22 protein-coding genes are annotated in these 20,232 nt (G+C 66.4%); 17 read left to right on the top strand and 5 right to left on the bottom strand.

From position 1 onward, the window contains the following. Positions 1–7 precede the first annotated feature (7 nt). Entirely contained in the window at positions 8–1,378 is a 1,371-nt protein-coding gene (locus A5779_RS03475) for an FAD-dependent oxidoreductase (RefSeq protein ID WP_064878981.1), read from the top strand. Here A5779_RS03475 and A5779_RS03470 read toward each other — a convergent pair whose 3' ends face one another. Beyond that, the gene (locus A5779_RS03470) at positions 1,379–1,711 is read right to left on the bottom strand and encodes a hypothetical protein (protein ID WP_064878978.1); all 333 of its coding nucleotides are present in this window, start codon (positions 1,709–1,711) and stop codon (positions 1,379–1,381) included. 23 nt (positions 1,712–1,734) lie between these two features. On the opposite strand from A5779_RS03470, the gene hisN reads away from it, so the two are divergent. Further along, positions 1,735–2,517, top strand: a complete 783-nt coding sequence (hisN, locus tag A5779_RS03465; RefSeq protein WP_064878974.1) for a histidinol-phosphatase — start codon at positions 1,735–1,737, stop codon at positions 2,515–2,517. A gap of 2 nt (positions 2,518–2,519) precedes the next feature. Here the strand turns inward: hisN and A5779_RS03460 are convergent, their stop codons facing one another. Next, complete coding sequence (locus tag A5779_RS03460; RefSeq protein ID WP_064878972.1) at positions 2,520–3,437, bottom strand: NADP-dependent oxidoreductase; 918 nt, start codon at positions 3,435–3,437, stop codon at positions 2,520–2,522. 119 nt (positions 3,438–3,556) lie between these two features. Here A5779_RS03460 and A5779_RS03455 point away from each other — a divergent pair, with 119 nt between their 5' ends. The 3 genes from A5779_RS03455 to A5779_RS03445 all read left to right on the top strand — a co-directional run bounded on the left by A5779_RS03455 (position 3,557) and on the right by A5779_RS03445 (position 6,746). Beyond that, complete coding sequence (locus A5779_RS03455; protein WP_064879145.1) at positions 3,557–4,006, top strand: winged helix-turn-helix transcriptional regulator; 450 nt, start codon at positions 3,557–3,559, stop codon at positions 4,004–4,006. A 94-nt stretch (positions 4,007–4,100) separates the two neighbouring features. Continuing rightward, a complete protein-coding gene (locus tag A5779_RS03450) occupies positions 4,101–5,498 on the top strand; it encodes an acyl-CoA dehydrogenase family protein (protein ID WP_064878970.1) in 1,398 nt (465 codons plus the stop codon). Between the two features lie 27 nt (positions 5,499–5,525). Continuing rightward, positions 5,526–6,746, top strand: a complete 1,221-nt coding sequence (locus tag A5779_RS03445) for an acyl-CoA dehydrogenase family protein (RefSeq protein ID WP_064878967.1) — start codon at positions 5,526–5,528, stop codon at positions 6,744–6,746. 189 nt (positions 6,747–6,935) lie between these two features. Here A5779_RS03445 and A5779_RS03440 read toward each other — a convergent pair whose 3' ends face one another. Next, positions 6,936–7,913 carry an esterase family protein gene (locus A5779_RS03440; RefSeq protein WP_064878964.1) on the bottom strand — a complete coding sequence of 326 codons (978 nt, stop codon included), beginning with the start codon at positions 7,911–7,913 and terminating at the stop codon, positions 6,936–6,938. A gap of 461 nt (positions 7,914–8,374) precedes the next feature. Between A5779_RS03440 and A5779_RS03435 the strand changes: the two genes are divergently transcribed. Both A5779_RS03435 and A5779_RS03430 read left to right on the top strand, forming a co-directional pair. Next, positions 8,375–9,541, top strand: coding sequence for an acyl-CoA dehydrogenase family protein (locus A5779_RS03435; RefSeq protein WP_064878962.1), 1,167 nt, complete (start codon positions 8,375–8,377; stop codon positions 9,539–9,541). Positions 9,542–9,567: 26 nt separating this feature from the next. Continuing rightward, positions 9,568–10,191, top strand: a complete 624-nt coding sequence (locus A5779_RS03430; protein WP_064878959.1) for an NAD(P)H-dependent oxidoreductase — start codon at positions 9,568–9,570, stop codon at positions 10,189–10,191. 7 nt (positions 10,192–10,198) lie between these two features. Here A5779_RS03430 and A5779_RS03425 read toward each other — a convergent pair whose 3' ends face one another. Further along, positions 10,199–10,756 carry a type 1 glutamine amidotransferase domain-containing protein gene (locus tag A5779_RS03425; protein ID WP_064878955.1) on the bottom strand — a complete coding sequence of 186 codons (558 nt, stop codon included), beginning with the start codon at positions 10,754–10,756 and terminating at the stop codon, positions 10,199–10,201. Positions 10,757–10,931: 175 nt separating this feature from the next. Between A5779_RS03425 and A5779_RS03420 the strand changes: the two genes are divergently transcribed. The 8 genes from A5779_RS03420 to A5779_RS03385 are packed head-to-tail and all read left to right on the top strand — an operon-like array spanning position 10,932 to position 18,572. Beyond that, positions 10,932–12,035, top strand: coding sequence for a homogentisate 1,2-dioxygenase (locus A5779_RS03420; RefSeq protein WP_064878952.1), 1,104 nt, complete (start codon positions 10,932–10,934; stop codon positions 12,033–12,035). A 2-nt stretch (positions 12,036–12,037) separates the two neighbouring features. After that, entirely contained in the window at positions 12,038–13,264 is a 1,227-nt protein-coding gene (locus tag A5779_RS03415) for an alpha/beta hydrolase family protein (protein ID WP_064878950.1), read from the top strand. Next, positions 13,261–14,463, top strand: a complete 1,203-nt coding sequence (locus tag A5779_RS03410) for a CaiB/BaiF CoA transferase family protein (RefSeq protein WP_064878947.1) — start codon at positions 13,261–13,263, stop codon at positions 14,461–14,463. The genes A5779_RS03415 and A5779_RS03410 overlap by 4 nt, the downstream gene beginning before the upstream one ends. Position 14,464: 1 nt before the next feature. Continuing rightward, on the top strand, positions 14,465–15,367 hold the full coding sequence (locus A5779_RS03405; RefSeq protein ID WP_064878946.1) for a hydroxymethylglutaryl-CoA lyase: 903 nt from the start codon (positions 14,465–14,467) through the stop codon (positions 15,365–15,367). Between the two features lie 7 nt (positions 15,368–15,374). Continuing rightward, a complete protein-coding gene (locus A5779_RS03400; protein WP_055112240.1) occupies positions 15,375–15,986 on the top strand; it encodes a TetR/AcrR family transcriptional regulator in 612 nt (203 codons plus the stop codon). Positions 15,987–16,006: 20 nt separating this feature from the next. Continuing rightward, entirely contained in the window at positions 16,007–17,251 is a 1,245-nt protein-coding gene (locus tag A5779_RS03395; RefSeq protein WP_064878943.1) for an acyl-CoA dehydrogenase family protein, read from the top strand. Beyond that, positions 17,248–18,228, top strand: coding sequence for a phosphotransferase family protein (locus tag A5779_RS03390; protein ID WP_082941510.1), 981 nt, complete (start codon positions 17,248–17,250; stop codon positions 18,226–18,228). Before A5779_RS03395 ends, A5779_RS03390 begins: the two co-directional genes overlap by 4 nt. Beyond that, positions 18,225–18,572, top strand: a complete 348-nt coding sequence (locus A5779_RS03385; protein WP_064878940.1) for a DUF6285 domain-containing protein — start codon at positions 18,225–18,227, stop codon at positions 18,570–18,572. The genes A5779_RS03390 and A5779_RS03385 overlap by 4 nt, the downstream gene beginning before the upstream one ends. 5 nt (positions 18,573–18,577) lie before the next feature. Here A5779_RS03385 and A5779_RS03380 read toward each other — a convergent pair whose 3' ends face one another. Continuing rightward, positions 18,578–19,213, bottom strand: a complete 636-nt coding sequence (locus tag A5779_RS03380; RefSeq protein WP_064878938.1) for a class I SAM-dependent methyltransferase — start codon at positions 19,211–19,213, stop codon at positions 18,578–18,580. Between the two features lie 58 nt (positions 19,214–19,271). Here A5779_RS03380 and A5779_RS03375 point away from each other — a divergent pair, with 58 nt between their 5' ends. Both A5779_RS03375 and A5779_RS03370 read left to right on the top strand, forming a co-directional pair. Further along, positions 19,272–19,661 carry a nuclear transport factor 2 family protein gene (locus A5779_RS03375; protein ID WP_064879141.1) on the top strand — a complete coding sequence of 130 codons (390 nt, stop codon included), beginning with the start codon at positions 19,272–19,274 and terminating at the stop codon, positions 19,659–19,661. Between the two features lie 41 nt (positions 19,662–19,702). Continuing rightward, positions 19,703–20,218 carry a YceI family protein gene (locus tag A5779_RS03370; RefSeq protein WP_064878935.1) on the top strand — a complete coding sequence of 172 codons (516 nt, stop codon included), beginning with the start codon at positions 19,703–19,705 and terminating at the stop codon, positions 20,216–20,218. The last annotated feature ends 14 nt before the right edge of the window (positions 20,219–20,232 follow it).

Here is a 20,232-nt window from a genome sequence, read left to right as displayed (position 1 = left end):
GCAGGGTATGCGCCCATATCACGTAGCGATCGTCGGCTCCGGCCCTTCGGGATTCTTTGCTGCCGCATCGTTGCTGAAGTTCGCCGATCTACCCGACTCCGATCGCGACGTGCGAGTCGACATGCTCGAGATGCTGCCGACTCCGTGGGGGCTGGTGCGCTCGGGAGTGGCGCCCGACCATCCGAAGATCAAGTCGATCAGCGCCCAGTTCGACAAGACCGCAGCCGATGCACGCTTCCGGTTCTTCGGAAATATCAAGGTCGGTGAGCACGTCACCCCGGCCGAGTTGGCGCAACGCTACGACGCGGTCGTCTACGCCATCGGAGCGCAATCCGACCGGGCCCTGCACATCCCCGGCGAAGAGCTGCCCGGCAGCGTGGCCGCAGTCGATTTCGTCGGTTGGTACAACGCCCATCCCCATTTCGACGGCATGGCGCCCAACCTGGCTGGCGGGCGGGCCGTGGTCGTCGGCAACGGCAACGTCGCGCTGGACGTGGCGCGCATTCTGGTCAGCGACCCGCAGGCCCTGGCCAACACCGACATCGCCGACCATGCGCTGGCCTCGCTGGACACCCGCGGGGTGGAAGAGGTCGTCGTGATCGGACGCCGGGGCCCGCTGCAGGCGACCTTCACCACGCTGGAACTGCGCGAGCTGGGCGACATGGAAGGTCTGGGCGACGTCGACGTCATCCTCGACCCGGCCGATTTCGCCGACATCACCGACGAAGACCTCGAAGCGGCGGGCAAGACCGTCAAACAGAACATCAGGGTGCTGCGGAAGTACGTCGACGAGCCGCCTCAAGAATCCAAGCGGCGCATCGTGTTCCGCTTCTGCACCTCCCCCATCGAGTTACACGGCGAGGACCGGGTCGAGTCGATTGTGCTGGGCCGCAACGAACTTGTCCGCGACCCGAACGGACGCGTGGTGGCCAAGGACACCGGCGAGCGCGAGGAACTGCCGGTCCAGTTGGTCGTGCGGGCGGTCGGCTACCGCGGCGTGCCGACCCCGGGGCTGCCGTTCGACGAACGCTCCGGCACGATCCCGCACACCGACGGCCGAATCGACGGCAGCCGTAACGAATACGTGGTGGGCTGGATCAAGCGGGGACCGTCCGGGGTGATCGGCAGCAACAAGAAGGACTCGCAGGAGACCGTCGACACCCTGCTCGACGACCTTGCGACGGCCGGCGTCGACGAGCGCGGTTCAGAGTACGACGTCGAACTGGCCGAATGGCTGTTGGAACATCAACCGAAGCTCGTCACCGGTGAACACTGGCAGCTGATCGACGCGCACGAGCGTGCGTCCGGCGAGACGGTGGGCCGGCCCCGGGTGAAACTGGCGAGTGTGGCCGAGCTGCTCCGTATCGCCCACGCCTGATCAGGCCGGTGGCGGCTCCGCGGGCGCAAAGGCCCACTTGTCCGGGTTACCCGGCGAATAGACCACGGGTAACAGCGCCCCCATGGTCGGCCACTCGTTGACGTCGACGGCCATGCGCTGATACACGACGTGCTCGTTGACCGTCGGGCCGGTGATGACACCGGTGATGGTGACGAACTGCTCCCCCGTCTCGTCAGGACGCGGACTCACCCCCGTCACCAGCAACGTGCCGTGCGCCAGTTCACCGCGAATTCCCCGACGCGCCATGATCCGTGGCGCCAACAGCAGCACCAGCGCGCCGACGAGCAAGAGGAGTATGCCGATTTCCCACACCAGGCCATGGTAGGACTTTCGGCATGAGTTCCACCTCGGATGACTTGACGCTGGCCCTCGAGTTGGCCGATCAGGCCGACACACTGACCATGGACCGCTTCGGCGCCCTGGACCTGCGCATCGAGACGAAACCCGACCTGACCCCGGTCACCGACGCCGACCGCGGCGCCGAGGAAGCGTTGCGCGCATCGCTGGCCACGGCTCGCCCCGACGACACGGTGTTCGGTGAAGAGTTCGGTGGGACAACGACATTGACCGGACGCCAGTGGGTGATCGATCCGATCGACGGGACCAAGAACTTCGTCCGCGGCGTCCCGGTGTGGTGCACATTGATCGCCCTTCTCGAAGACGGCGTCCCGACTCTCGGCGTGGTGAGTGCACCGGCCCTGGCCCGGCGCTGGTGGGCGGGCCTGGGGCAGGGCGCGTTCGGTTCGTTCGCCGGGACGACCCGCAAACTGTCGGTGTCAGGCGTCGCCGATCTCGCCTCGGCAAGCTTGTCGTACTCGGACCTCACCACCGGCTGGGACGACCGCCGGGACAACTTCGTCGCACTGACCGACGCGGTGTGGCGGGTCCGCGCCTACGGCGACTTCTGGTCGTACTGCATGGTGGCCGAGGGCGCGGTGGACATCGCCTGCGAACCCGAGGTGAAGCTGTGGGACATCGCCCCGCTCGACATCCTCATCCGCGAGGCCGGCGGCACTTTCACCAGCGTCGACGGCGCCCCCGGTCCGCACGGCGGCAGTGCGTTGGCCACGAACGGCCTGGTGCACGCCGCAGTGCTGGACCGGCTCGCCGGCAACTGAGCTCACGGCTGGAGCACGTACTTCCCACGCACTCCGCCCTTGGCGACGGCGCGGTGCGCGTCGGCGGCCTGATCCAATGGCAGCACCGCATGCACCCGCGCCGGCAACTGGCCGGACGCCGCTCGGGCGAGGAGGTCGGCGAGCCGGGTGCCGTCGGGGTGAGCGACGACAGCGGCAATTGTGACGCCGCGCTCCGCCGACAGTTGCGCACTCGGCTGCACCCCGACGAACTGCCCGCCGTCGCGGACCAGCGCGAGAGCCGCCTGCTGCAGTGCACCAGCGTCGGCGACCGCATCCCAGCCCGGCTCCGCGTCGGCGGCGAAGCCGGCTCCCAGGCCACGGACGAACTGCTCGTCGCGCTCGCGGGCCAGCCCGGTCACTTTCCAACCGCGCTCCTGGGCGAGCACGACGAGGTATCCCCCGACCGCACCCGCGGCGCCGGTGACCAACAGCCGAGCCCCACCGTCCGGTGCATCGCCGAGCAGATCGAGGATCTGCGCCGCGGCTAATCCGTTGAGCGGCACCGTAGATGCCGCGATCAAGTCCAATTCGTCCGGCACGACAGCAACGTCGGCCGCCGACACCACCAGTTGCTCGGCGTGGGTGCCGTAGTCCCGGTCGAATCCGGCCACGACACCGGCCACCCGCGTTCCCACAGCCAGATCTACACCTGCCCCGACAGCCTCGACGGTGCCTGCGAAATCCCAGCCGAGTCCGGTCCAGTTCGGTTGATCGACCAGGCCTAGGTCGTGGAACACCCCGGCTGCCACGCCGAGGTCGACGGGGTTGACCGCCGCGGCGGCGACCTTCACCCGGACCTGGTCGGGACCCGGTTCGGTCAGCGGCACATCGACGATTTCGATCGAGTCCGGGCCGGCCGGGGTAGGGACGACTGCGATGCGAAATGTGGGAACGGACATGTTCATTCACTCCTGGGTCTTGTGGTGAGGTGTTGACTACTCCACGATGGATGGGTAACTCTCCAATGGGAAGTACGCACTTCCAGGTGCGTAACTCACCGGGACCGATGGGAGCCGACGTGCCGACGACAACCGCGGCCCAGAAACGGGCCCGAGCAAAGATGGAATACGACGCGTTCCTGGCGAACTGCCCCAGCCGCCAGCTGCTCGACCGCATCAGCGACAAGTGGGTAGCGCTGATCCTGGCGGCGCTCGGGGGCGACGGCCCACGACCGGAAGCCGGCGAATCCGGCGAACCACGTCCGATGCGCTACTCCGAACTCTCCCGGCGCCTGGCCGGGGTCAGCCAGAAGATGCTCACCCAGACGCTGCGATCCCTCGAACGCGACGGCCTGCTCACCCGGACCGTGACCGCAAGCGTGCCGGTCACAGTCACCTACGAGCTTACCGACCTGGGCTTTTCCTTGCAGCGATTGATGATCGGGGTCAAGTCGTGGGCCGAGGCGCACATGGACGAGGTGCGCACAAACCGCGAGCAGTACGACCAGCTCTCGGCCGCCGAACCCTGATCTGTGGCGCTGTGAAGTTGGTAACAGATGCCGTACCTTACTCCGGAGTAAGATACGGTCAGATGCGTCGCTACGACCAGCAGAGGCAGCTGACATGACCAACACCCTGCCGTCCAAGAACGGCACCCCATCCCGTCCCTCCAGCTCCGGCCGGCAAAGCGCGGTCGGACTGCACAAGCACAAGCGGACAGCGACCGACATCGGGTTGGCGCTGATCACGCCCATCGTCGGCCAGGAATTCCTGGACCGTTACGGCCTGCGCGATCCGCTGAACCGCGGCCTGAAATACGGTGTCAAGCAGGTGTTTTCGACCGCGGGCGCGGCCACCCGCCAATTCCAGCGGATCCAGGGGCTCGGCAAGGCACCCACCAGGCTGAAGGCCAGTGGGGCCGACTACTTCGACCTGACCCCCGACGAAGACCAGCAGATGATCGTCGAGACGGTCCGGGAGTTCGCCGGGGAGATCCTGCGACCCGCCGCGCACGACGCCGACGAGGCCGCGGCCTACCCCGCAGACCTCATTGCCAAGGCCGCTGAGCTGGGCATCACCGCCGTCAACGTGCCCGAAGACTTCGACGGCATCGCCGAGCACCGCAGCACCGTCACCAACGCGCTCGTCGCCGAGGCCCTGGCCTACGGCGACATGGGCCTGGCACTGCCGATCCTGGCGCCGGGCGGCGTCGCCTCGGCCCTGACCCACTGGGGTAGCGCCGACCAGCAGGCCACCTACCTCAAGGAATTCGCCGGCGAGAACGTGCCGCAGGCGTGTGTGGCGATCGCCGAACCGCACCCCCTGTTCGATCCCACCGCACTCAAGACCACTGCGGTTCGTACCCCCAGCGGCTATCGCCTGTCCGGTGTCAAGTCGCTGGTTCCGGCCGCCGCCGACGCCGAATTGTTCATCGTGGCAGCGCAATTGGACGGTAAGCCGGCGTTGTTCATCGTCGAGGCCTCGTCGCCGGGGCTCACGGTCAAGGCCGATCCGAGCATGGGCATCCGTGCGGCCGCCCTCGGTCAGGTCGAGCTCGACAACGTGGCGGTGCCGCTGAGCAACCGCCTCGGCGAGGACGAGGCCACCGACCAGGACTACTCAGAGGCGATTGCCCTGTCCCGCCTGGGCTGGGCCGCCCTGGCCGTCGGCACCTCGCACGCGGTGCTCGACTACGTCATCCCCTACATCAAGGAACGCACGGCCTTCGGTGAGCCGATCGCGCACCGCCAGTCGGTGGCCTTCATGACCGCCAACATCGCCATCGAACTCGACGGCCTGCGGCTGATCACCTGGCGTGGCGCCGCCCGCGCCGAGCAGGGACTGCCCTTCGCCCGCGAGGCGGCACTGGCCCGCAAGCTCGGCACCGACAAGGGCATGCAGATCGGCCTGGACGGCGTCCAGCTGCTCGGCGGTCACGGTTACACCAAGGAACACCCGGTCGAGCGCTGGTACCGCGATCTGCGGGCCATCGGCGTCGCCGAGGGTGTCGTAGTTATCTAGCCATCGATCCGAGCTGAAAGACTAATCATGGCAATCAATCTGGAAATGCCCCGCAAGCTCCAGGCGGTCATCGAGAAGGGCCACCAGGGCGCTGCGGAGATGCTTCGCCCGATCTCGCGCAAGTACGACCTCGCCGAGCACGCCTACCCGGTCGAGCTGGACACCCTGGCCACCCTGTTCGAAGGCATCTCGGAAGCCAAGACCATCTCGTTCGCCGGCGCCGAGGCGTTCCGCGACGACGCCAATACCAAGGGCGAGAAGGTCACCGTCAACGGCGCCAACATGTCCGCGCTGCTCAACGCGCTGGAGATCAGCTGGGGCGACGTCGCCCTGCTGCTCTCGGTGCCGCGTCAGGGCCTCGGCAACGCCGCCATCTCCTCGGTGGCCACCCCCGAGCAGCTCGATCGCCTCGGCAAGGACGTCTGGGCCGCCATGGCCATCACCGAGCCGTCCTTCGGATCGGATTCGGCGGCAGTCACCACCACCGCGGTGCTCGACGGCGACGAGTATGTGATCAACGGCGAGAAGATCTTCGTCACCGCGGGTTCGCGGGCCAGTCACATCGTGGTGTGGGCGACGCTGGACAAATCGTTGGGCCGGGCGGCGATCAAGTCGTTCATCGTGCCGCGCGAACATCCCGGGGTCACCGTCGAGCGCCTTGAACACAAGCTGGGCATCAAGGCATCCGACACCGCGGTGATCCGCTTCGAGAACGCGCGCATCCCCAAGGACAACCTCCTGGGCGATCCGGAAGTCCACGTGGAGAAGGGTTTTGCCGGGGTCATGGAGACCTTCGACAACACTCGGCCGATCGTGGCGGCCATGGCCGTCGGTATTGCCCGCGCCGCGCTGGAGGACCTGCGGGCGATCCTCACCGACGCCGGTATCGAGATCTCCTACGACAAGCCCGCCCACGCGCAGAGCGCCGCGGCCGCGGAGTTCCTGCGCATGGAGGCCGACTGGGAGGCCGGCTACCTGTTGACGGTGCGCTCGGCATGGCAGGCCGACAACAGCATCCCGAACTCCAAGGAAGCCTCGATGGGTAAGGCCAAGGCCGCCCGCGTGGCCAGCGACATCACCCTCAAGGCTGTCGAAATGGCGGGTACCACCGGCTATTCCGAGCAGACCCTGCTGGAGAAGTGGGCCCGCGACTCCAAGATCCTCGACATCTTCGAAGGCACTCAGCAGATTCAGCAGCTGGTGGTCGCCCGCCGCCTGCTGGGCCTGTCCTCGGCCGAATTGAAGTAGTTCGTCCCCCTGCCGGTTTCTCCCGGCGAGCAGACACAAAAGTGCCCGGTTTCCATGGAAACCGGGCACTTTTGCGTCTGCTCGGCCATCGGGCTAGGCCAGTGGTAGATCGAGCGCAGACCCACACATAGCGAAATCGCCCAGAACACTTGGTGTTCTGGGCGATTTCGTTTTCGCGTGTTGTCCGGCTTAGCCGAGCACCCGCTGCAGGTCCGGAACCATGGCCTGCAACTGCTGGCCCCAGTAGGCCCAGTTGTGGGTACCGGAATCCGGGAAGTTGAACACACCGTTGGTGCCACCAGCAGCGATGTAGTTGTCCTGGAAGGTGCGGTTGGTCTTGATGGTCAGACCTTCGAGGAAGGTGGCAGGCAGGTCGCCGCCGCCCAGCTCGTTGGGCTGGCCGTTACCGCAGTAGATCCAGAGCCGGGTGTTGTTGGCAACCAGCGTGGGGATCTGCACCATCGGGTCGTTGCGCTTCCAGGCGCTGTTCGGGTCCTCGGTCGGGCCCCACATGTCGTTGGCCTTGTAGCCGCCGGCATCACCCATGGAGATGTTGATCAGGAACGGCCACCAGCCCTCGGAGGGGTTCAGGAAGCCCGACATCGAACCGGCGTAGATGAACTTGTCCGGGTGGTAGGTCGCCAGGATGAGTGCGGCGGAGCCGGCCATGGACAGGCCGATCGCGGCGTTACCGTTCGCCGCGACGTCGCGGTTCGCGGCCAGCCACTGCGGCAGCTCGCTGGTCAGGAAGGTCTCCCACTTGTACGTGGTGCAACCGGCCTTACCGCAGGCCTGGTTGTACCAGTCGCTGTAGAAGCTGGACTGACCACCGACCGGCATGACCACCGACAGGCCGCTGTTGAGGAACATCTCGAACGCGTTGGTGTTGATGTCCCAGCCGTTGAAGTCGTCCTGAGCACGCAGGCCGTCGAGCAGGTACACCGCGTGCGAACCCGGCCCACCACTCTGGAACTGAATCTTGATGTCGCGGCCCATCGACGGCGACGGGACCATCAGGTACTCCACCGGCAGACCCGGCCGGGAGAATGCTCCCGCGGTCGCCGACCCGCCGGTCACTCCGATCAAGCCAGGCAGCAACAGCGCTGCCACAGCCGCCACCGTCATGCGGCGTGCCCAATGGCCACGAATCTTGTCAATGAAGGTCATACTGCGAATCCATCCGTTTCCGGTCAACTACGCCATTTGCGCGATCAGCGATAAGCATCGCCAAGCGACACCGCAGCGACCGAGTCACTGCACTGTCACGCCCGCTCGTCTGAGCCGGTGCCTCTGATGAGCGGACCGAAGAATTCAGTTGTTGCGCCATGAGTAAATCACGGGCCCATGACGGGGGAAAACCCGCGGCGCGCCGCCGAACTGCACGTCTGGGGATTTCAAAAAGTGATTCTGACTTTATCTATTACGCGCCGGCAGTCGATCTACCTGGGAAAACGGTTCGACACTCGCGACCGCGCGGACGGCGGACGATGAACACCGATACGCATCTGTTCACAACTGGTGTCCAGAGGGTTATCCGATCGTCGCCAACCAGTTTTCGAAATGCCGGGCCGGGGCCTTAGGGACAGCCCCCAAAGGGGCCATACAAAAAAGTATGGTAACTTTCGGCCATGACCTCGCCCCCCACCACGGACCGCGTCATCACCGCCGAATTCGTCGCTCGACTGGCCGATCGGGCCGGTGAAGCCGAGGAGTTGCGCCGGCTTCCCGACGCGACGGTGACCGACCTCGTCGACTCCGGCTTCACGGAACTCCTGGTGCCCGCCCGCTATGGCGGTCAGCAGGCTGATTTCCCGGCCATCCTGGATCCGGTACGCCGGATGGCCCACGGATGCACGTCGAGCGCCTGGACCATCGGCTTCCTGGCCCTGCACAACTGGATGCTGGCGCTGTTCGGCGAGCAGGCCCAGGACGAGGCCTTCGCGAGCCGCCCGTTCCTGGCGCCCGCCCCGCTCGCGCCGACCGGGCGCGGACTGCCGGCCGACGGCGGCATCCGCCTCACCGGCCGGTGGTCCTGGGCCACCGGCGTCATGCACGGCAACTGGATCATCGTCGCGGCACTGTGCAGACCCGACGACGCGCTGTATCCGGCACTGGCACTGCTGCCGATCAGCGATGTGGCCGTGGCCGACGTGTGGCACACCGACGGCATGCGGGCCACCGGTTCCAACGACGCCATCGCCACCGACGTGTTCGTCCCGGAGCACCGACTGGTGAAGGTGCTCGACATCTATTCCGGTACCGCACCCGGCGCCGGTCTGCACGACAGCAGCGCCTACCGCTGGCCGATGGTGCCCGCACTGGCACTTCTGGCGGCGATGCCGGCATTGGGCAGCGCCGAGCGGGTCACCGAGATCTATGCGCAACGCCTCGGCGAACGTGTGCTGCCCTACGAGGGCGTCATGCAGAAGGACAAGCCGATCGCGCAGGCCCACTTGGCCGGGGCGCAGGTCCGGGTGCGCGCTCTGCGCGCCCTGCTCGCCGACACGGTCGGCGAGATAGAGGCCATCGTGGCGACCGGCGACGCAGTGGACAAGCCGGTTCGCGCGCAGGCCCGTCTGGCGGCTGCACACATCGTCTCCGAATCCAAGGCGGTGATCGGCGATCTGATGGGCGCGGGCGGAGCCAGCATCCATTTTCTTTCGAGCCCGTTGCAGCGGTTCAAACGCGACGTCGACGTGCTGTCCGGCCACGTGGTGTTCGACTACGACACCAGCCGCGAGTTGGCCGGTGCGCTGGCGCTGGGGATGAAGATCCCCCGTACATCCATGATCTGAGCGAGCCGATCTGACGGAAGAGATTGATGAAGACCCTGTGGATCGAGGCCAGCCCGAAGGGGGACGACGCGTTGTCCTCCCAGTTGGCGCTGGCCTATCTGGATGCCGCCGACGCGGTCGGCGAGGTGGAGCGCCTCTCGGTGTGGGACGACGATGTGCTGCGGTTCGGCCGGGATGCGGCGATCGCCAAGTTCGCTCAGCTGTTCGGCGAGCCGATCACCGAGGATCAGCACGCGGTGTGGCAGCAGGTGCTCGCCGAGATCGAACGGGTGCGTGGCTTCGACCGGCTGGTGGTGTCCTCCCCCATGTGGAACTGGCATGTGCCGCATGCCCTCAAGGCGTGGATCGACGTCATCGTGCAGCCGGTGGCCAGCTTCACCCTCAACGAGCGTGGTGAACACGTGGGCACCCTCGGTGAGGGAAAACCGTTGCAGCTCATCCTGACCCGCAGCAGCGCCTACGATGGGCGCCACCCCGAACTGCAGGATTTCCAGAAGCCGTATCTGGAGTATGTGTTCGGGATGCTGGGCTACCGCGTCGACACCCTGGTGGTGGAACCCACCACCAGGTGGACGCCTGCCGAGCGGGAACAGATGCGTGGCGAGGCCGTCGCCCGGGCACGTGCCGCAGCGCACATCGCCGGGGCCTGACCCGCGCTCAGGTCTGGGCGGGGCTACTCGCCAAGACCTCGGTGATCGCCTCACAGAACGCGGGCAGGTCACCGGGGGCGCGGCTGGTGATCAGGTTGCCGTCGACGCAGACCTGCCGATCCACCACGGTGGCGCCGGCGTTGCTGAGATCCGTGCGGATACTCGGATAGCTGGTCAGTGTGCGGCCGCGCACCACATCCGCCTCCACAAGGGTCCACGGACCATGGCAGATGGCTGCGACGGGCTTGCCCGACTGCACGAAATCGCGGACGAACGCCACGGCGTTCTTGTCGAGCCTCAACTTGTCCGGATTCACGGTGCCGCCGGGCAGGATCAGCGCGTCGAACTGGTCGACCTTCGCCTCGGCGACCGTGCGGTCCACCGGGAACGTGCCTGCGGGTTCGAGGTCGTGATCACGGGCCTGGATTTCGCCGACTTTGAGCGACAACAGTTCGACGTGACCGCCCTCGTTCTCGACCGCGTCGCGGGGTTGCTCGAGTTCGATGCGCTCCACACCGTCGGCGGCAAGGATTCCCACCCTGCGGCCTTCCAATTCCTTTCGCATGCGAGTCCTTTCGTTGACACCGACGTGCAGCAGCGGGCGTGGACGCCCATCAAGGGCTACCCCGGCGAGTCAGACCCAAAACGCGACAGATCGTTGCCTTGTCACCCCTTGTCAGCCGCCGTAATGAAAAGTAAAGTCACTTTCAGTTTTTGCCCCGCACCTTCAGGAGTCGAGCATGGAATCATTCGTCCACCTGCGTAAAGGCAAGACCCCGAAGCGGGTGCATGCCGACCTCGACGGCCTCAAGGACGACGAACTCGGCCGCGGCGGCTTCGTCGGCCGCACCGCCAACATGTACCGGCGCAACGACCCCACCGCCTACCGCACCGTCGGCCCCCTGCGCCCCACCGATGTCTTGTCCAGTGAGCTCAAGCCCAGCGACGCCACCGACGCGCACGGCGGTCCGCTGCTGATGTTCTCCAACGCGGACTGCCAGGTGCTGCTGAGCCGCCGTAGCGAGGAGATGCCGTTCTTCGTCCGCTACGTCGACGGCGACCTGCTGTTGTTCGTGCACAAGGGCGCGGGCCTGCTGGAAACCGAATTCGGCCCACTGCGCTACCGCGAAGGCGACTGGGTGTACATCCCGAAGGCCTGCACGTTCCGTCAGGTGCCGGACAGTGGAGAGGACGGAGCGAGTACTTTCCTCATGGTCCAGGCCACCGACGATTTCCGGGTCCCGCCGGCGGGCACCCTGGGCCGCCACTTCCCCTTCGACCCGGCGCAGGTCACCATCCCCGAACCGCAACCCATCGACGATGACGGGCGGGACGAGTACGAGGTGCGCCTCATTCATGACGGCGGTCCGACTTCGCTGTTCTACCAACACAATCCCCTTGACGTGGAAGGCTGGCGGGGCGACAACTTCCCGTTCACCTTCAACATCGAGGACTACACCGTCATCACCTCCGAGAGCGTGCACCTGCCACCGACGGTGCACCTCTTCATGCAGGCCACCGGTGTGTACGTGATGAACTTCCTACCCAAACCCGCCGAGAGCGTGCCGGGCACCGAACGCACTCCCTGGTACCACCGCAACGTCGACTACGACGAGATCGCGTTCTTCCACGGCGGAACCCTCTACGGCATCCCGATGCCGCCCGGTCTGGTTTCCCATGCACCGCAAGGCGTTCACCATGGGGCGCCCGAGAAGGCGCGCGAACGCGCGCGCCGCAAGTTCGACGACTACGACCGGGTCGACTGGTCGGTGATCGCCATCGACACCCGCCGTCGTCTCATCCCGTCCGCTGAAATCCTCGCCAACGACCTGGGGCAACACTAGACATGACTGCAACCACCGAAGCACCTGTGAAGCACGAGTACGACCGCATCCCGTACCTGGTTGCCTACCAGAACAACTCGTCGGTGCGCGACGTGTACGGCGGCGTCGCCGAGCTGGTCGTACTCGAGAGCTACCTGCTGCGCCCCAAGAAGCCGTCCGACACCGTGTTGGTGTTCATGCACCCGATCGGCGGCGGCGCCTACCTACCGATGATCAACGCGCTGGCCCGCGCCGGCCACCACGTCATCTACTGCAACAGCCGGTTCCGTGGCACCGACTCGGCCCTGCTGATGGAGAAGGTGGTCGAGGATCTCGGCGAGTGCATCAAGGACGCGAAGAACCGACTCGGATACGACAAGGTGGTGCTGGCCGGCTGGAGCGGCGGCGGATCCCTTTCGGTGTTCTACCAACAGCAGGCGCAGAACCCGACGGTGACGGCAAGCCCCTCTGGCGACGGGCCCGATCTGACCAAACTGGGCTTGATCCCGGCCGATGGAATCATGCTGCTCGCGGCCCATATCAGCCGGCACGGCACCATGACCGAATGGATGGACGCGTCCATCCTCGATGAGAACGATCCCTCCAAGCGCGACCCGGAACTGGATCTCTACAACCCGGAAAACCCCAATCAGCCGCCTTACACCGCGGAGTTCCTGGAGCGTTACCACCAGGCCCAGATCGCCCGCAACCGGCGGATCACCAAGTGGGTCAAAGAAAAACTCGCCGAGCTCAAGGCCGCCGGACGTCCCGATGACGAATTCGCATTCGTCGTGCACGGCACCATGGCCGACCCGCGCTGGCTGGACCCGACCGTCGATCCCAACGATCGTCAGCCCGGCACGTGTTATCTGGGTGATCCGCAGGTGGTCAACATGAGTCCGGTCGGACTGGCGCGTTTCTGCACTCTGCGCAGCTGGCTGTCGCAGTGGAGCTATGACGATGCCAACGGTGACGCCGTCAAGGCCGGGCCGGACATCGCGGTCCCCGCGCTGGTGATCGGCAACCTGGCCGACGACGCGTGCACGCCGAGCCACACCCGTCGGCTGTTCGAGGCGATCGGGCATTCCGACAAGGAGATGCACGAGATCCCCGGTGCCAACCATTACTACTCGGGTCCGGATCAGCGCGGCACCCTGCGCCAGGCCGTCGCAATCAGCACGGATTGGCTGCACCGGCACGGATTCGGCGGGCAGGAGCGAAGCGACCGGGCACCGGAGCAGTCACTATGACGACCGGACCTCTCGACGGCATCAGGGTGATCGAACTCGGCACTCTGATCTCCGGTCCGTTCGCCGGCAGGCTGCTGGGCGACATGGGCGCCGAGGTCATCAAGATCGAACTGCCGGCCACCCCGGATCCGCTGCGCACCTGGGGACAGGCCGAGCTCGACGGGCACCACTTCTTCTGGACCGTGCACGCCCGCAACAAGAAGGCCGTCACCCTGGACCTTCGCACCGCCAAGGGCCGCGAGCTTTTTCTGGACCTGGTCGAGCGGTCCGACATCATCGTGGAGAACTTCCGGCCCGGCACCCTGGAGAAGTGGAATCTGGGCTACGACGTTCTGCGAGAACGCAACAAGGGCATCATCCTGGTGCGGGTGTCGGGGTATGGGCAGACCGGGCCCGATGCCGGCAAGGCCGGTTACGCCTCGGTGGCCGAGGCCTCGAGCGGACTGCGCCACATGAACGGGTTCCCCGGCGGTCCCCCACCGCGGCTGGCCCTGTCGCTGGGCGACAGCCTGGCCGGCATGTTCGCCGCACAGGGCGCGCTGGCTGCCCTGTACCGGCGGACCGTCACCGGTGAGGGTCAGGTCGTCGACACCGCGCTGACCGAAAGTTGCCTGGCAGTGCAGGAATCCACCATCCCCGACTACGACGTCGGCGGTGTGGTCCGCGGACCGTCGGGCACCCGGCTGGAAGGCATCGCGCCGTCGAACATCTACCAGAGTGCCAACGGCAGCTGGGTGGTGATCGCGGCGAACCAGGACACCGTGTTCCGCCGGTTGTGCGCCGCGATGGGTAGCCCCGAGCTGGCAACCGACGACAGGTTCTCCAATCATGTTGCCCGGGGCCGCAATCAGGATGAGCTGGACAAGATCATCGGTGATTGGGCAGCCAAACGCGAGCCAGACGACATCATCGAGACCCTGTCACAAGTCGGGGTGATCAGCGGGCCGATCAACACCGTCGCCGAGGTCATGCAGGACCCGCAACTGCAGGCCCGCGGCATGCTGGCCGACCATTGGGACGAGCGCGTGCAGCGCAACGTCAAGGGCCCCGGCGTCGTCCCGGTGCTCTCCGAGTCACCTGGCACGATCCGCAACGCCGGCTCGGCCCGGCCAGGCCAGCACAACGACGAGGTGTACGGCGACCTGCTCGGGCGCAGCGCACAAGACCTGGAAACCCTGCGTGCAGAGGGGGTGCTGTGACATGAACCTGCCCGAGAAGGTCGACATCCGCGAGGTGTGTCTACGCGACGGCCTGCAGATCGAGGCGCCGATTCCGTTGTCCGCCAAGGTTGCAATCCTTGAGGCCATCGTGGCCACCGGGGTACGTGAGGTGGAGGCGACGGCATTTGTCTCACCCTCGAAAGTGCCCGCATTGGCCGATGCGGCCGAACTCGCCGAGGAACTGCACAAGTTCCCCGACGTCGAGTTCTCCGCCCTGGTGGCCAGCCCCAACGGCGCCAAACGCGCCATTGCCGCGGGGCTGGGCTCGATCGAGTACGTGGTGTCCGCCTCCGACGCCCACTCCCAGGCCAACGTCGGACGCACCTCGGCCGAGGCCACGGCGCAGATCGCCGAGATCGTGGCCATCGCGGCAGACAGCAACACCTCGGTGGAGGTCATCATCGCCACCGCGTGGGACTGCCCGTTCGACGGCCCGACCGATCCGCAGCGGGTGCTCGACATCGTTTCGTCCGCAGTCGGTTTCGGCGTCAACCGGATCGCCATCGCCGACACCATCGGCACGACCACCCCGCGTCGGGTGAGCTCTCTGATCGCTCAGGTCCGGCCGCTGACCGGGGGCCTGCCACTGGGTGCGCACTTCCACAACACCCGCGGCGCGGGTCTGGCCAGTGCCTACGCGGCGGTGCAATCCGGGGTCACCCGCTTGGACGCATCGGTCGGCGGGCTGGGCGGCTGCCCGTTCGCCCCGGGAGCCAGCGGCAACATCGCCACCGAAGATCTGGTCTACCTGTTGCGCGACAGCGATATCGCCGTCGACGTCGACCTGTCGGCCGCGATCGACGCCGCACGTGTCGCACAGGAAGCCGTGGGCCACGAGCTTCCCAGTGCCCTGCTGCACGCAGGCGACCGGATCTTGAACTGAGGCGTCGATGACCGCTGCCGAGCTGGGCACCAAAGGCCGCCAGACCCGATCGGCGATCGAGCTCGCCGCGCGGAAACTTTTTGCCGAACGCGGTTTTCACGGCACCACGCTCTCGGATATCACCTCCGCCGCGGGCAAGAGTCCAGCAGTGTTCTACCGGTATTTCACCGACAAGGAGGATCTGCTGGCGGCGCTGGCCGAATCCTTCCTGCACGACGTCGTCGAGCCGTCGGGGCTGAACCTGCACCTGCCGGACTCTCCGGAGGACACCGAGTTCTTCACCACGGTCGTCACCGGCTACTGGAACATCTTCAAACAGAACATCGGCATCATGATCGCGGTTGCCCAGTTGGCTGCGACGCAGCAGCGATTTGCCGATGTGCAGAACAAGTTCCGGCGGTTCGGTGTCGACATCGTCATCGCCTCGGTGCACCACGCGCAGGACCAGGGCCACGCCCAGGGCCTACAACCGGAACACGTGGCGGCAGCCATCGCCTTGCTGTTCGAGAACTTCACCACGGTATTCGTCGGTCATTCCGGTCTCGGCATCGAGATCAGCGACGCCGAGGCCATCACGACCTTGTCCACCATCTGGAAGAGAACCCTGTACGGCTTCTGACCCGAGAAAGAGAGATCACCGTGGATTTCGCTTTGCCCGAGCATCTTTCAACCGTGCTCACCGAGATGGACGAGTTCATCGAGGCCGAGATCAAGCCGCTTGAGCGTGAGCACATGCAGTACTTCGACCAGCGCCGCGAATATGCCCGCACCGACTGGGAGAACGGCGGAGTGCCCGCCCGGGCCTGGGAGGACCTGCTCGACGAGATGCGTCGGCGTGCGGATGCGGCCGGGTGGCTGCGGTACGGCCTGCCCGCCCGGTTCGGTGGGCGTGACGGCAGCAACCTGGACATGGCGGTCATCCGGGAACACCTGGCGCACAAGGGGCTGGGGCTGCACAACGATCTGCAGGACGAGTCCTCGATCGTGGGGAACTTCCCTCAGGTGATCATGATGGACCGCTTCGGCACCGAGGCCCAGAAGGCGGACTGGGTCGAGGCGATGCTCACCGGCAAGCGTTCCATGGCGTTCGGATTGACCGAACCCGACCACGGTTCGGATGCCACCTGGTTGGAGACGACGGCAGTAGCCGATGGGGACGGCTGGATCATCAACGGGCGCAAGCGGTGGAATACCGGAGTGCACCGGGCCACCCATGATCTGATCTTCGCCCGGACGTCGGGCAGTGCCGGATCAGCTCAGGGAATCACCGCATTCCTCGTGCCCACCGACGCGCCGGGATTCACCGTCCCGTTCTACTGGTGGACGTTCAACATGCCCACCGATCACGGTGAGGTCGAACTGAAGGATGTACGCGTGCCGGCCGACGCGGTGCTCGGCGAGATCGGCCGCGGTCTGGAGGTCGGGCAGACCTTCCTGCACGAGAACCGCATTCGTCAGGCGGCCAGCAGCCTGGGCGCCGCCCAGTTCTGTATCGACCGTGCCGTGGACTACGCCAACCGGCGGATGGTGTTCGGCAAGCCGCTGGCAGTGAACCAGGCCGTGCAGTGGCCACTGGTGGAATTGCAGACCGAGGCGCAGATGGTCAGGCTGCTCGTCCGTTATGCCGCAACGCAACTGGACCAGAACCACCATATGGAGGTGTCCGACAAGGTGTCGATGGCCAACTACCGCGCCAATCGGCTGGTGTGTGAGGCCGCCGACCGGGCCATGCAGGTGCACGGCGGCATCGGATACAGCCGTCACGAACCGTTCGAGCACATCTACCGCCACCACCGGCGGTACCGGATCACCGAGGGCGCCGAGGAGATCCAGATGCGTCGGGTGGCGCAGCGGTTGTTCGGGTTCGGCAAGGCAAAGCGGTGACCAGCCCCGCCTTGCTCACTCCCCGACTGGTCGACGTCCTCACCCCGGTGCTCGGCGCCGAGGTCGCCGTCGAGAATCTGCGCGAGCTGACCGGCGGCGCCAGCCGCACCACGTGGTCGTTCGATGCGGTCACGGACTCGGCCCGGCGTGCCCTGATCCTGCGGACCGGCGCACCTGACGAGGTGCACGCCGGCATGGAGCTGGAGGCCGGCGCCCAACAGGCTGCGGCCCGGGCCGGGGCGCCGGTCCCCCACGTGATCGTCGCCGACAATTCCGTTGCCGCCCTGGGCGATCCGTTCCTGATCTGCGACTTCATCGGTGGCGAGACCATCGTGCGGCGTATTCAGCGCATGCTCGACGACGCCGGCCGGTCCCGGCTGCTCGCGCAGTGCGCGCAGGCGCTGGCCGCCATCCACCGGGCCGAACCGCCGGCGCTGGCCGGCCTCGTGGAGCTCGACCAGATTTCCCAGTGGCGCGGGCAGCTCGACGAGATGGGCGATACCACCGCCACTTTCGAATGGGCCTTTCGCTGGCTGGAAACCAACCGGCCGCCCGCGTCACCGCTGCGGCTGGTGCATGGCGACTTCCGGATGGGCAACCTGATCGTGGACGACTCGGGTCTGGCCGCGGTACTGGACTGGGAGTTGGTGCACCTCGGCGAGGTGTACGAGGACCTGGCCTGGTTCTGCATCCGGGCCTGGCGGTTCGGCGCGCCGGGCGACCTCGGCGCCGGTGGGCTGGGCAGCATCGAGTCCTTCCTGAGCGCCTACGAGCAAGCCGGCGGGCAGGCGCTGGACCGATCGGCGATCCGCTGGTGGCTCGTGCTCGCCACCCTGCGCTGGGGCGTGATCTGCCGCTATCAGGCCGAGCGCCATCTGAGCGGGCAGACCCGGTCGGTGGAGCTGGCGACCATTGGCCGTCGGGTCTGCGAGACGGAGTGGGATCTGTTGGGTCTGCTGGACGGGAGCAGCTGGTGATCAACCTGTACGGACGGCCGACCGCAGCCGAGCTGGTGGCTGCGGTCGCGGAGTTCCTCGACACCGAGGTGCGCGACAGTGAGTCGGTTGCCGCTCCGGTCAAGTTTCAGGCCCGGGTTGCGGCCAATGCGCTGCGCATGGTCGAACGCGAACTGCTGGCCGCCGAAGCCGTCCCGGTCGCCGAAGCCGCACTGAGCGGCGTCGGCTTCACCGACGAGGCCTCACTCGCGGCGGCGATCCGGTCCGGGCAGCTCGACGACCGAGCCGACGACGTCACCGCCTGCCTGCGCGTCCTGGTGCGTCAACGGCTCGCCGCCGCACATCCGGGCTACGACGAGCCGTGAACCCGTCAGAGCCTGCGGACCCGGGCCAGCCACGCCGGCTCGTCGACCCGGGCCCCGACCGGCTCGCCGATCGCCTCGGCATGCGCGGCACCCACCACGCCGCGGTATGTCGTGGTCTCCAGAGATTCCAGGTCCCAGCCTTCGGAGAAGGCCTGTCGGATGATCTCCTCGCTGACCTGGGGTCCGAAACCGCGGCCCGCGTCGGACAGCGCCAATACGTGCACCGTCGCACCCGGCCGGCACACCCGGTGCAGAGCGGCCACATAGCGGGGCCGGTCGGCATCGTCGAAGACGTGGAACAGCGCGCTGTCGACGATGGTGTCGTACCGCGGGCCCTCCGCCTCACCGAGCCGGGTCGCATCGGCGACGGCGAAGTGCGCGTCGATACCCTGCTGCGTCGCGTTCTCCCGGGCCTGGGCCACGGCATGTTCGGAGAAGTCGATGCCGAGTACGTCGTACCCGAGCCGGGTCAGCAGCATGGTGTGTTCACCGGCGCCGCAGCCGACATCGAGCACCTTGCCGCCCAGAAGGCCGGTGCGTTCCAACTCGACGATGGCCGGTTGCGGCTCGCCGATGACCCATGGCGCGGTACGGGACTCGTAGGCTTCGTCGAACAGCGAATGTGCGGGCGTGGAGTTCATGATTCGAGTCTGAAACCTGAATGACTGTTGAGGTCAAGCCCTACCCGAGGAGCCGATGATGTCCCCTACCGAAGTCGAAGTCGTCGACGGCGTCGCGCACCGATTGTTCGACGCGATCGAGCGCGGAGACAAGGCCGCGGTGGCCCAGCTGTGGGCCGACGATGTGTCGGTCTGGCACGCCGGCGACGCCAAGGACAACGACCGCACCCGTGCTTTGAAGGTCATCGACTGGTTCATCAACGCGACCACCGGGCGCCACTACGAGGTGCTCGATCGACAGTTCTTCGACGGCGGATTCGTCCAACAGCACGTCTTACACGCCGGCGCCCCCGACGGCACGTTGATCGCACTGCGGGTGTGCATCGTGATCAGAGTGGGTACCGACGGTCTTATCCACCGCATCGACGAATACTTCGATCCGAAGGACATCGCGCCGTTGTTCGCCTGAACCGAGCTGCTCACCCGATCCGAGCGAAAATTGGAGGTTTCATGGCCACGACCAGCGACATCCTGACCGTCAGCGCCGGGAACTGGATCCTGGTTCCAGACCGATCCAAGGTGACGTTCAGGAACAAGACGATGTGGGGCCTGACCACCGTCACCGGGCAGTTCACCGAATTTCGCGGTGAAGGGTCCGCCGGCGCCGGAGTGAGCGGCCAGGTGGTGATCGAAGCGGCATCTGTTCGCACCGGCATCGGGAAGCGGGACAACCATCTGCGGTCTGCCGATTTCTTCGATGCCGAGGGCCATCCGAACATCACGGTGCAGGTGACAGGTTTGGAGCCATCCGACGACCGGGTGCGGCTGACGGCGGTCCTGACCGTCCGCGGAGTGTCGAAGCCCGTCGAATTGCCCGTCGATGTGGAGGCACTCGACGACGGCGCGCTGCAGTTGTCAGGTCAGTGCGAGGTCCAACGAGACGACTTCGGCGTGTCGGGCGACATGCTCGGGATGGTCGGTCCGACGACGATCCTGTCGGGTGAACTCGTGTTCACCCGAGTCTGATGCCCTGCAACAGA

It is taken from the genome of Mycolicibacterium peregrinum (assembly GCF_001665625.1).
GTDB lineage: Bacteria > Actinomycetota > Actinomycetes > Mycobacteriales > Mycobacteriaceae > Mycobacterium > Mycobacterium peregrinum_B.
The sequence above is the reverse complement of the archived record's forward strand: the minus strand, read 5'-3'. Positions and strand labels throughout refer to the sequence as shown.